Annotated in this window: 11 protein-coding genes and 1 pseudogene; 3 read left to right on the top strand and 9 right to left on the bottom strand. The window is 69.6% G+C overall.

From position 1 onward, the window contains the following. Window positions 1-24: 24 nt before the first annotated feature. On the bottom strand, window positions 25-1,857 hold the full coding sequence (gene glmS / locus WT16_RS07160; protein ID WP_015601271.1) for a glutamine--fructose-6-phosphate transaminase (isomerizing): 1,833 nt from the start codon (window positions 1,855-1,857) through the stop codon (window positions 25-27). Between the two features lie 62 nt (window positions 1,858-1,919). Continuing rightward, the gene (gene glmU, locus WT16_RS07155; RefSeq protein WP_006024281.1) at window positions 1,920-3,281 is read right to left on the bottom strand and encodes a bifunctional UDP-N-acetylglucosamine diphosphorylase/glucosamine-1-phosphate N-acetyltransferase GlmU; all 1,362 of its coding nucleotides are present in this window, start codon (window positions 3,279-3,281) and stop codon (window positions 1,920-1,922) included. A 291-nt stretch (window positions 3,282-3,572) separates the two neighbouring features. Between glmU and WT16_RS34795 the strand changes: the two are divergent. After that, window positions 3,573-3,704 (top strand): annotated as a pseudogene (locus WT16_RS34795) (alkaline phosphatase family protein); the annotation flags it as partial. Between the two features lie 65 nt (window positions 3,705-3,769). Here the strand turns inward: WT16_RS34795 and ttcA are convergent. The 3 genes from ttcA to WT16_RS07140 all read right to left on the bottom strand — a co-directional run bounded on the left by ttcA (window position 3,770) and on the right by WT16_RS07140 (window position 6,075). Continuing rightward, window positions 3,770-4,765 (bottom strand): tRNA 2-thiocytidine(32) synthetase TtcA, encoded by a 996-nt coding sequence (gene ttcA, locus WT16_RS07150; protein WP_063532975.1) that lies wholly within the window; start codon window positions 4,763-4,765, stop codon window positions 3,770-3,772. After that, on the bottom strand, window positions 4,762-5,166 hold the full coding sequence (locus WT16_RS07145) for a dihydroneopterin aldolase (RefSeq protein WP_006024283.1): 405 nt from the start codon (window positions 5,164-5,166) through the stop codon (window positions 4,762-4,764). Before WT16_RS07145 ends, ttcA begins: the two co-directional genes overlap by 4 nt. Before the next feature lie 81 nt (window positions 5,167-5,247). Further along, on the bottom strand, window positions 5,248-6,075 hold the full coding sequence (locus tag WT16_RS07140; protein WP_063532974.1) for an SDR family NAD(P)-dependent oxidoreductase: 828 nt from the start codon (window positions 6,073-6,075) through the stop codon (window positions 5,248-5,250). A gap of 13 nt (window positions 6,076-6,088) precedes the next feature. Here WT16_RS07140 and WT16_RS07135 point away from each other — a divergent pair, with 13 nt between their 5' ends. Beyond that, window positions 6,089-7,279 carry an SAM-dependent methyltransferase gene (locus WT16_RS07135; RefSeq protein ID WP_063532973.1) on the top strand — a complete coding sequence of 397 codons (1,191 nt, stop codon included), beginning with the start codon at window positions 6,089-6,091 and terminating at the stop codon, window positions 7,277-7,279. Between the two features lie 18 nt (window positions 7,280-7,297). Further along, the gene (locus WT16_RS07130; protein WP_006024286.1) at window positions 7,298-7,492 is read left to right on the top strand and encodes a DUF2905 domain-containing protein; all 195 of its coding nucleotides are present in this window, start codon (window positions 7,298-7,300) and stop codon (window positions 7,490-7,492) included. 108 nt (window positions 7,493-7,600) lie between these two features. Here WT16_RS07130 and WT16_RS07125 read toward each other — a convergent pair whose 3' ends face one another. From WT16_RS07125 to WT16_RS07110, 4 genes are all read right to left on the bottom strand, one after another. Next, window positions 7,601-7,825: a hypothetical protein gene (locus WT16_RS07125; RefSeq protein WP_006024287.1), complete on the bottom strand. Its 225-nt coding sequence runs from the start codon at window positions 7,823-7,825 to the stop codon at window positions 7,601-7,603. 165 nt (window positions 7,826-7,990) lie between these two features. Then, window positions 7,991-8,899, bottom strand: coding sequence for a carbohydrate kinase (locus WT16_RS07120; RefSeq protein ID WP_006024288.1), 909 nt, complete (start codon window positions 8,897-8,899; stop codon window positions 7,991-7,993). Then, a complete protein-coding gene (locus tag WT16_RS07115; protein ID WP_063532972.1) occupies window positions 8,896-10,326 on the bottom strand; it encodes an AGE family epimerase/isomerase in 1,431 nt (476 codons plus the stop codon). Before WT16_RS07115 ends, WT16_RS07120 begins: the two co-directional genes overlap by 4 nt. Beyond that, window positions 10,323-11,342, bottom strand: coding sequence for a LacI family DNA-binding transcriptional regulator (locus tag WT16_RS07110; protein WP_015601005.1), 1,020 nt, complete (start codon window positions 11,340-11,342; stop codon window positions 10,323-10,325). The genes WT16_RS07115 and WT16_RS07110 overlap by 4 nt, the downstream gene beginning before the upstream one ends. Window positions 11,343-11,460 lie beyond the last annotated feature (118 nt).

Genomic DNA, 11,460 nt, shown 5'->3' with positions numbered 1-11,460 from the left:
GCCGCGCGCTCGCGCGGCGAGCGATTATTCCACCGTCACCGACTTCGCGAGATTGCGCGGCTTGTCGACGTCGGTGCCGCGCGCGCATGCGGTGTGATACGCGAGCAACTGCAGCGGCACGACGTGCAGGATCGGCGACAGCGGCCCGTAATGCTCGGGCATCCGGATCACGTGCAGCCCCTCGTCGTTGACGATGTGCGTGTCCGCGTCGGCGAACACGTACAGCTCGCCGCCGCGCGCGCGCACCTCCTGCATGTTCGATTTCAGCTTTTCGAGCAGCGTATCGTTCGGCGCGACCGTCACGACCGGCATCGCCTCCGTCACGAGCGCGAGCGGCCCGTGCTTCAGCTCGCCCGCCGGATACGCTTCCGCGTGGATGTACGAGATCTCCTTGAGCTTCAGCGCGCCTTCGAGCGAGATCGGGTAGTGCAGCCCGCGGCCGAGGAACAGCGCGTTCTCCTTGCGCGCGAATTCTTCGGACCACGCAATGATCTGCGGCTCGAGCGCGAGCACGCTGTTGAGCGCGGCGGGCAGGTGGCGCAACTGCTTCAGGAAGTCGGCCTCGCGGGCCGCGTCGACGTGGCCGCGCAGCTTGCCGAGCGTCGCCGCGAGCACGAACAGCGCGACGAGCTGCGTCGTGAACGCCTTCGTCGACGCGACGCCGATCTCGGTGCCCGCGTGCGTGAGGAATTGCAGCTCGGTCAGACGCACCATCGCGCTCGTCGCGACGTTGCAGATCGCGAGCGTGTGCGCGTGGCCGAGCGCCTGTGCGTGCTTGAGCGCGGCGAGCGTGTCGGCCGTCTCGCCCGATTGCGAGATCACGACGACGAGCGCGCGCGGGTTCGGCACCGATTCGCGGTAGCGGTATTCGCTTGCGATCTCGACTTGCGTCGGGATTTTCGCGATCGATTCGAGCCAGTACTTCGCGGTGAGGCCCGAGTAGTAGCTCGTGCCGCACGCGAGGATCAGCAGGCTGTCGATATCGGCGAACACGCCGCTTGCGTTGCCGCCGAACAGCGAAGGATCGAACGCTTCGGTTTGCGCAATCGTGTCGGCGATCGCGCGCGGCTGCTCGAAGATTTCCTTCTGCATGAAGTGCCGGTACGGGCCCAGCTCGACCGCGCCGCCATATGCGGCGACGACGCGCACGTCGCGCGCTGCGCGTGCGCCGTCGCGATCGACGATCGTCACGCCCGCGAGCGTCAGTTCGCAGACGTCGCCTTCCTCGAGGAACGTGAAGCGATCGGTGCTGCCCGCGAGCGCGAGCGCGTCGGACGCGAGGAAGTTCTCATGCTCGCCGAAGCCGACGACGAGCGGCGAGCCCTGGCGCGCGCCGACGACGGTATGCGGCTCGTCCTTGTGGGCCACCGCGATCGCGTATGCGCCGTGCAACTGCTTGACGGCTTCCTGAACGGCTGCGAACAGATTGCCGCGATAGAGGCTGTGGATCAGGTGCGCGATGACTTCGGTGTCGGTCTGCGACACGAACTCGTAGCCCTTCGCGCGCAGCGCTTCGCGCAGCGGCTCGAAGTTCTCGATGATGCCGTTGTGCACGAGCGCGAGCGCGTTCGACGAGAAGATCGGATGCGCATTGTGCGTGACGGGCGCGCCGTGCGTCGCCCAGCGCGTATGCGCGATGCCTGTCGCGCCTTCGAGATGCGATTCGCGCACCTGCGCATCGAGATCGGCGACGCGCGCGACGCTGCGCGCGCGCTTCGGCGCACCCGGCGCAGGGGCGCCGGCATCGAGCACCGCGACGCCGCACGAGTCGTAGCCGCGATACTCGAGACGGCGCAGTCCTTCGATCAGCACTGGAACGATGTTACGTTGCGCAACTGCGCCGACAATCCCGCACATGAAAATCTATCCTCGCAACTCGACAATGATGCGGGCGCGCTGCTGCGCGCCCGAAAAACGGTTCAGCTCTTCTTCTTGACGGGGCGCACGTAGCCGCTTTTCGCGGTCTGCGTCTTGTCGTTCAGCACGAGCATGCCTTCGGCGACGTCCTTCCATACGGTCGTGCCCGCCGCGATCGTCACGCCGCGGCCGACGCGCACGGGCGCGACGAGCTGCGTGTCCGAGCCGACGAACACGTCGTCCTCGATGATCGTGCGGAACTTGTTCGCGCCGTCGTAGTTGCAGGTGATCGTGCCCGCGCCGACGTTCACGCGCGCGCCGATGTCCGCGTCGCCGAGATAGGTCAGATGGTTCGCCTTCGAGCCGTGGCCGAGCGTCGCGTTCTTCACCTCGACGAAGTTGCCGACGTGCGCTTCGTCGGCGAGCACCGCGCCCGGGCGCAGCCGCGCGTACGGGCCGACGACCGTGTGCGCGCCGAGCGTCGCGCCGTCGAGATGCGAGAACGCGTCGACGCGCGCGCCCGCGGCGATCGCCGCGTTGCGGATCACGCAGTTCGCGCCGATCGCCACGCCGTCGGCAAGCGTCACGTCGCCCTCGAACACGCAGTTCACGTCGATCGACACGTCGCGCCCGCACACGAGCTTGCCGCGCACGTCGATGCGCGCCGGATCGGCGAGCGTGACACCTGCGGCGAGCAGCGCGTCGGCCAGGTTGCGCTGGTGAATGCGCTCGAGCTCGGCGAGCTGAGCCTTGCTGTTCACGCCGAGCGTCTCCCATTCGTCGTCCGGCTGCGTCGTGACGATCTCGAAGCCCGCTTCGATCGCCTGCTCGACGACGTCGGTCAGGTAGTACTCGCCCTGCGCGTTGTCGTTGCCGAGCGCGCCGAGCCACATCGACAACTGCGCGGTCGGCGCGATGACGATGCCCGTGTTGATCTCGGCGATCTTCAGCTCGTCGGCCGACGCGTCCTTCTGCTCGACGATGCGCGTGACGCACCCGGCCTGATCGCGCACGATGCGCCCGTAGCCCGTCGGATCGTCGAGCGTGACGGTCAGCACGCCGTAGCGGGCGTCGGTCGCGGCGTCGACGAGGCGCTTGAGCGTCGCCGTGCGCGTGAGCGGCACGTCGCCGTACAGCACGAGCGTCGGCTGCGACGGATCGAGCAGCGGCAGCGCCTGGCGCACCGCGTGCCCCGTGCCGAGCTGCTGCTCCTGCACCGCGAACTGCACGTCGGGCGCGGCGACGGCCGCGCGCACCCGCTCGGCGCCGTGGCCGATCACGACGACGAGCCGGGACGGCGCGAGCGCGCGGGCGGTATCGATCACGTGGGAGAGAAGGGGCCTGCCGGCCAGAGGATGAAGCACTTTCGGCAGCGCCGAACGCATGCGCTTGCCGGTGCCTGCCGCCAAAATCACGATATTCATGGCGCCAGTTTCGTAGGGAGAGTTCGAAGCTGGCCATTCTAGCATGCAGGCCCTCTCCGGCCGCTGCGGCTCGCCGCGAGCCACGTGTCGACCCACTCGCGAATCGCTGTCGTCGTCAGCGGCGTGTCACACGCGCAACGCGAGACTCCCGCTCGCATGACGCGACGGCGGATCGGCGAGCTGAACCGATCGCGCCACGCGCGGTTTCAGGGAGGGAGTGTGAATCAGGATCAGGGCAATGCGTCCGCGCGTTTCAAGACGCGCCGGCGTCTCATCAGTGTCGACGATCCGACGGGCGCGGTGCTGCTGTCGCCGTTCATCATGGGCGGCACGGTCAGCAACGCGCCGTACAACCACTATGCGCTGCTGAAGAGCATCGAGGGCGCGTTCGGGCTGCCGTATCTCGGCTATGCGGGAGCAAGCCTGGCGCGCCGCTGTTCGTTACGCGTGCGTTTCGTTCAACGGCGGCGCGCGCCGAGAATGACGGATTACAGATCGTCGAACTGCACGATCGACACGGACTTCGCGCCGCCCGGCGCGAGCGCGTCGGTGCCGCACGGGTCCTCGTCGAACGCGATGTCGCCGTTCGGATCGGCTTCGCCCGTCGCGCGCAGTCCGGCGAACGGGAACAGTTGCGCGTCCATCAGGTGCGACGGCACGACGTTCGCAAGTGCGTTGAACATGTTGTCGACGCGGCCCGGGAAGCGCTTGTCCCAGTCGCGGATCAGCGCCTTCATTTCCGCGCGCTTCAGGTTCGGCTGGCTGCCGCACAGGTTGCACGGAATGATCGGGAATTCGCGCAGCTCCGCGTATTTCTCGAGATCGGTTTCCTTCGCGTAGGCGAGCGGACGGATCACGACGTTCCTGCCGTCGTCCGATTGCAGCTTCGGCGGCATTCCTTTCAGCTTGCCGCCGTAGAACATGTTGAGGAGCAGCGTCTGCACGATGTCGTCGCGATGGTGGCCGAGCGCGATCTTCGTCGCGCCGAGCTCGCCCGCGACGCGGTACAGGATCCCGCGGCGCAGCCGCGAGCACAGCGAGCAGGTGGTCTTGCCTTCGGGCACGAGGCGCTTCACGATGCTGTACGTGTCCTGGTTCTCGATGTGGAACGGCACGCCGATCTTCGTCAGGTACTCGGGCAGCACGTGCTCCGGAAAGCCCGGCTGCTTCTGGTCGAGGTTCACCGCGACGATGTCGAAATCGATCGGCGCGCGCTCGCGCAGCCGCAGCAGGATGTCGAGGAGCGCGTAGCTGTCCTTGCCGCCCGACAGGCAGACCATCACCTTGTCGCCGTGCTCGATCATGTTGTAGTCGCCGATCGCCTGGCCGACCTGGCGCGCGAGCCGCTTGAACAGCTTGTTGTTCTCGTACGCTTCCTTCTGCTCGCGGCGCGTGAGCGCGCGGCGGCCGATCTCGGCCGTGTTCGCTTCGACGGCGGCGGCCGCGTCGGCTTCGTTCAGATGCGGGGTGTGGGGCGCATTCATGCTCGCTCCTCGTCCTTGATGCGAAATACTTCGACGCCGACGGCGTCGCAATCGGGATAGGCGTCCGGCTTTTCGGTGGAGACGCGCACCGCGCGCACCGCGTCGTGCGCGAGCAGGCTCGTTGCGATCGCGTCGCAGAGCGTTTCCTGCAGATGAATGTGGCCGCGCGCGACGCACTGCGCGACGCTTTGCTTCATCAGATCATAGTCGACGACTTCGCGCAGCCTGTCCTCGACGGGCGTCGTCAGCGCGAGCGGCACGAACAGGTCGACGTTGATGACGACGCGCTGTTCGCCGCGCTTCTCGTGCTCGAAGGCGCCGATGTTCATGTACACCTCGTGATTGCGCAGGTAGAGCCTGCGGCAATCGGCGAGCCTGGGATGCAGGAGGGCGGCAAACATGGTCGTTCCAGTCAAAGGGTGAAGCATGCAAAGGGGCGCGGCCGGGCGCGGCGTCGAGATGTCCGCACGGGGCCGCGCCCGTCAATTCCGTTCGTCCGCGGGCGGCGCGAGATGCTCGCCGCCGTCGACGGTCAGCGTCGCGCCCGTCACGCCGGGCGCGTCCGCGAGATAGCACGCGGCGTCGGCGATGTCGCGCGCGTGCGGCGCGCGCCCGCATGCGAGGCCGACGACCCGCACCTTCGGCGCGAGCGCGAGCGCCTGCGCGGTCGTCGCGCGGTGCAGCGCGGCCTGCGCGAGCGAGTGCGACAGGCGCTCGGGCGCCGGATGAAACAGCGTCTCGTCCAGCAGATGGATCACGACCGCGCGCTCGCGCTCGTCATCGCGCGCGGCGTTGGGCGTCGCGTCGGCGAGCGCGCGCGCGAGCACGAGCGGCGCGGCGACGCCGCGCGCCATCGCGCCCGCGAGCGACGCGTAGCCGACGTCGTGCGCGTTGTCCGCGACGCCCGCGGCCTGCGCGACGACGCAGGTCGGCCGGCCGAGCGCCGCGTCGCAGGCGGCGACGAGCCGCGCGACATCCGCTTCCACGGACAGATCGGCGACGAGCACCGCCGCGCGGCGGCCGAGCGCCTCGACTTCGACGGCGAGCGCGGCGGCCGCGCGGGCTTCGTCGCCCGCGTCGGCCGCGAGCGCGACGTCCCAGCCGCGTCGCGCGAAGCCGACGGCGAGCGCGTGTCCGACGGCCGCGGTGTCGGGCGCGGGCCGCGCGGCGGCGGGCGTCTGCTGCGCGCTCGCCCGCGCGGCTTCGGCGGCGCCCGCTTGCACGGCGCCCGTCTGCACGGCGCCCGTAATCAGCACGACCCGCGCGGAGCGGGCCGCGGATGTGTCGCAGGTGTCGGCTGGGGCGGTCATTTACAATGCCGGGATGAATCCGAAAGCTCACGAACCCGCTAGTTTACCCGTTCCCGGCCCCGACGCGCTCGCGCAGTCCGACGCGCTCGCCGCTTCGCTGCGCGCCGAAATCGCCGCGGCGGGCGGCTGGATCCCGTTTTCGCGCTATATGGAGCGCGTGCTGTATGCGCCGGGCATCGGCTACTACAGCGGCGGCGCGCAGAAATTCGGCTGGCGCGCCGACGACGGCAGCGATTTCGTGACCGCGCCCGAACTGTCGCCGCTCTTCGCGCGGACGCTCGCGCGCCCCGTCGCGCAGGCGCTCGGCGCGAGCGGCACGCGGCGCGTGATGGAATTCGGCGCGGGCACGGGCAAGCTCGCGGCGGGGTTGCTGAACGCGCTCGCCGCGCTCGGCGTCGAGCTCGACGAATATGCGATCGTCGATTTGTCCGGCGAACTGCGCGCGCGCCAGCGCGAGACGCTCGCCGCGCACGCGCCCGGTCTCGCCGCGCGCGTGCGCTGGCTCGATGCGCTGCCCGAGCGCTTCGAGGGCGTCGTCGTCGGCAATGAAGTGCTCGACGCGATGCCGGTGCAACTCGTCGCGAAACAGGCGCACGGCTGGCGCGAGCGCGGCGTGTCGGTCGACGACGCGGGCGCGTTCGTGTTCGCCGACCGGCCGCTCGCGCGCGCCGAAGACGCGGCGCGGCTCGCGGAGCTCGACGCCGACGAAGGCTACGTGACCGAGACGCACGAGGCGGCGGCGGCGTTCGTGCGCACGGCCTGCGCGATGCTCGCGCGCGGGGCGGCGTTTTTCATCGACTACGGCTTTCCGGGTCACGAGTACTATCACCGGCAGCGCGCGCAGGGCACGCTGATGTGCCACTACCGGCACCGCGCGCATGGCGATCCTTTCGTCTATCCGGGGCTGCAGGACATCACCGCGCACGTCGAATTCAGCGCGATCTACGAGGCGGGTGTCGGCGCGGGCGCGGATCTGCTCGGCTATACGTCGCAGGCGCGCTTCCTGCTGAACGCGGGCATCACCGACGTGCTCGCCGAAATCGACCCGTCCGACGCGCAGCATTTCCTGCCCGCCGCGAACGCGGTGCAGAAGCTGATTTCCGAGGCGGAGATGGGCGAGCTCTTCAAGGTGATCGCGTTCTCGCGCGGCATCGACGGCACGCTCGACGCGTTCGCGCGCGGCGACCGCTCGCACACGCTGTAGCCGGCCGGACGCGACGCGATGCTGCGCTGGCTGCTCACCACGTTCATCGCCGTGATGGTGCTCGCGCGCGCGTGGCCGTGGCTCGCGAAGCTCGGCGTCGGGCGGCTGCCGGGTGACGTGACATTGCGGCTCGGCTCGCGCGTCTATCCGTTTCCGTTCATGTCGACGCTCGTGATCATGGGCATCGTGTCGGTGATCGCGCGGCTCTGGTGACGCCGGCGCCCGGGCGGCCGACGCCGCGTTCGGACGACCCGAGGCCCGGGCGCGGCGGGCGTGCGCGCAACCGGCCGCCTGTCGCGCACCGCGCCGCCCGCGCTCGCGTTACAGCTCGAGCTCGCCGAGAATCCGGTGCGCGAGCGCCTTCGCTTCGTCGAACGCTTCCGCCTCGTTCGCGCTCGTCGCTTCGACCTCGTAGAGCGTGTTGTCGGGCGTGCCGCCTTCGTCCCGGGACAGGATCACGTAGCCCTGAAAGCGTCCGTTATCCGTCTTGCGGGTGTGCGCCTTGGCCGTGTAAAGGCCCTTCGTGTAGGTGTTGCCGCCGTCCATGATGCCTCTCCCGAGAAAGGACGCTCCCATCGTAGCATTCCGACGCCGCGCTTTCAGCGGCGGCAAAAACGCGCGGCGGGCGAGCGGGGCCGCGCGCGCATGGGCGGCCGGGAGCGGGCGCCCGAAGACGGCATCGGGCGGCGCGCCGCGCCGCCGGCGCTCGCGTCACGCCGCGACGAGCGCGACGACTTCGTCGAGCGTCGGCGCGTGCGCGCCCGTGTGCCGGCACGCCGCCGCGCCCGCCGCGAGCGCGAACGACAGATGCGCGCGCCAGCCGCGCTCCGGCACCGTCATCAGGCTGAACAGCAGGCCGCCGATCGTCGCGTCGCCCGCGCCGACCGTATCGGCGACCTCGATGCGCGGCGGCTGCGCGTCGAGCGTCTCGCCGCCCGCGTAGAGCGTCGCCGTGTCGGGCCCGCGCGTGACGAGCAGCGCCGCATGTGGATTGAGCGCGCGCAGCCGTGCGATCGCGCCTGCTTCGTCATCGCCCGCGAACAGGTGGCACAGGTCTTCGTCGGACACCTTGATCAGATCGGCGAGCTCGGCCATCCTCGCGAGCGTCGGCCGGTAGCCGTCCGTCATCAGGTTCCGGTAGTTCGGATCGAAGCTGATCTTCACGCCCGCTTCGCGCAGCTCCGCGGCGAGCGCGACGAGCGTCGACGCGAGCGGCTCGCGCACGAGGCTGATGCAGCCGAAATGCGCCCACTTCACATGCTCGCGCCAGCCGTCGGGCAGCCGTTTCGGATCGAACGCGAGATCGGCGCTGTTTTCGCCGATGAAGAAATAGGCGGGCGGCTGCGTCTCGTGGACGATCGCGAGGAGCGGCGCGCGCTCGACGCGCTGCAGGAAGCGCAGATCGAGGCCGGCCGCCTCGCTTTCGCGCCACAGCTCGTCGGAGAAGCAGTCGCGGCCCACCGCGCCCGCGCACGCGCTCGGCGCGCCGAGCCGCGCGACCGCGCGCGCGACGTTCCAGCCGGCGCCGCCCGGGCGCGACGTCCAGTGCGCGCCGCCCGTGCGGACCATGTCGGTGAGAATGTCGCCCGCCGACACGAATTGCGGAAATCCTGCGCTCATCGAACTTCTCCGTTGCGGCGGCGCGCGGCGCCGTCGCCTTTGTCGCTGTTGTCGTTGCTGCCGTCGTTCCTGGCGTTGCCACCGTGCCCGTTGCCGCGCGCAGCGGGCGCGGCCTGGCCGTCGCCCCCCGCGCCGTCGCCCGCGCGCGCGCCGCGACCGCCGTCGTCGCGTGTCGACGCGAGCGCGTGCAGCACTTCGTAGCACGCGCCCATCGTGTGGTAGTCGGTCTTGCCGGCCGGGCTCTTTTCGTCGCTGTACTTGCGGTTGTCGCAGGTGAGGATCCGGTACCATGCGCCGTGGCGGTGATCGACGAAGTGCGCCCAGCTATAGCGCCAGATCTCGTCGTACCAGTCCCAGAAGCGCTCGCTGCCGGTGCGCTGCGCGAGCAGCGCGGCCGCCGCGAAGCTCTCCGCTTGCACCCAGAAGTACTTGTCGTGGTCGCACACCGTGTAGTCCGGCCCGAAGCCGTAGCAGAGGCCGCCGTGATCGCTGTCCCACGCGTGCGAGAACGCCGCGTCGAACAGCTCGATCGCGCGCGGCGCGAGCCAGTCGAGCGGGCGGTGACGCTCGAGAATCAGCAGCAGCTTCGCCCATTCGGTCTGGTGGCCGGGCTGGAAGCCCCACGGCCGGAAGATGTTCGAGCTGTCTTCCTTGTTGTATTCCCAATCGATCGACCAGTCCGCGTGGAAATGCTCCCACACGAGCCCCTGCGACAGCGCGGCCTGCCGCTGCACGATGTTCGTCGCGATCTTCTCCGCGCGATCGAGATATGTCAGATGGCCCGTCGCCTCGTATGCGGCGAGGAGCGCTTCCGTCGCATGCATGTTCGCGTTCTGGCCGCGGTAGCTCGACACGGTCCAGTTCGGCGTCGCGTCGTCCGCGTAGAGGCCCGCCGCGCGATCCCAGAAGCGATGCTCCATCAGGTCGAACGTATGCGCGATGAGCGGCTTCGCCTCTTCGACGCCAGCCATTGCCGCATGCGCGGCCGCGAGCAGCACGAACGCGAGCCCGTAGCAGTGGCGCGTGCCGTCGCGTGTCGCGCGCTTCTCGCCGTCGCGCCATTCGATCTCCCAGTCGTAGCCTTCGTGCTCGGCGTCCCAGTGCGCGTCGCGCAAAAAGCGCAGCCCGTGGCGCACGTGGTCGAGATCGCGCGCGTCGCCGAAGTGGCGGTACGCCATCGCATAGTTGAAGACGAAGCGGCAACTGCTGACGAGATGGCGCGTCGTGCGGTCGTAGATGCTGCCGTCGTCGCGGAAGAAGTGGTGGAAGCCGCCCGTCGGGTCGAACGCGTGCGGCGCGTAGAAGCGCAGCGTGTCCTCGACATGCGCGATGAGGAACTGCGGGTCGCGGAAGCTCGCGACGTATGGCGCGGTGGCGTGCGGCGCGCCGGGAGCCGGGCGGGGAGCGGGCGTGGCTGAGGTCGTCATGATCCGAGTACCGGGGTGAGGGCGCGCGGCGTGCGTGCGGCGCCCGCGCTGCTGGCCCGCGCGACGAGCCGCACGGGGAGGCTGAGTTCGGTTTGCGCGGGCGAATCGGCGAGCAGCAGCTCGACGCCTTGCCGGCCGAGCGCCTCCTTGTCGATCGCGAGCGTCGTGAGAGGCGGCGCCGCGTGCGTGGCGGCCGGGATGTCGTCGAAGCCGACGAACGCGATGTCCTCGGGCACGCGCACGCCGCGCTCGACGCACACGCGCATCGCGGCGAGCGCGGCCGCGTCGTTGTATGCGAACACCGCGTCGGGCAGCGGGCCGCCCGCGTCGAGCAACTGCCGCATCGCGTTCGCCGCGCCGGCGTCGGGGCCGAGGCTCGTGTCGATCGACAGCTCGAGCGACGGATCGAACAGCATGCCCGCGTCGAAGAACGCGCGGCGATAGCCGAGCGCGCGCTGCGCGATGCTGTAGTGCGCGAGCGAGCCGCCGATGAACGCGACGCGCCGGCGGCCCGATGCGAACAGGTGATGCATCGCGAGCGCCGCGCCGCCTGCGTTGTCGACGTTGATCGAGCGCAGGCCGGGCGCGCGGATGTCGATGAGGACGAGCGGCCGGCCCGTCGCGGCGAGCGCTTCGAGCGTCTCCGGCTCCATGAAGCCCGCGACCGCGATCGCGTCGGGCGCGTGCGGGCGCATCTGGCGGAGCACGTCGTCGGTCGGGCCCGTCGTCAGCAGCGTCGGCACGATGCCGCGCTCGCGGCATGCGTCCTCGACGCCGTGCAGCACGTGCGAGAAGAACGGCGTCGTCGCGAAGTTGTTGTGCTGGCGGTGCAGCAGGAACGTGAGCCGCTTGATCCGCGGGCGCAACTGCGTCGGATCGTAGTTCATGCGGTGTGCGATCTGGACGATGCGCGCGCGCGTCGCCTCGGACAGGCCAGGCTGATTCTTGAGCGCGCGCGACACGGTGCCGATCGACACGTTGGCCGCCTGCGCGACGTCGCGAATGGTGGTGCCCATCGTTTTGAGCCGGGATGTTTAGAGTGTTGGCGATTGTATAGTAAAAATCGCCGCAAAACGCTCCGGCATTGCGCGGAATCGGCTTATAAGTGCTTATGTATAAACGGTAAATGTAGCC

Source organism: Burkholderia sp. MSMB1589WGS (genome assembly GCF_001636105.1).
Classification (GTDB): domain Bacteria; phylum Pseudomonadota; class Gammaproteobacteria; order Burkholderiales; family Burkholderiaceae; genus Burkholderia; species Burkholderia humptydooensis.
Note: the sequence above shows the minus strand (reverse complement) of the source record. Positions and strands in the feature narration are given on the sequence as shown.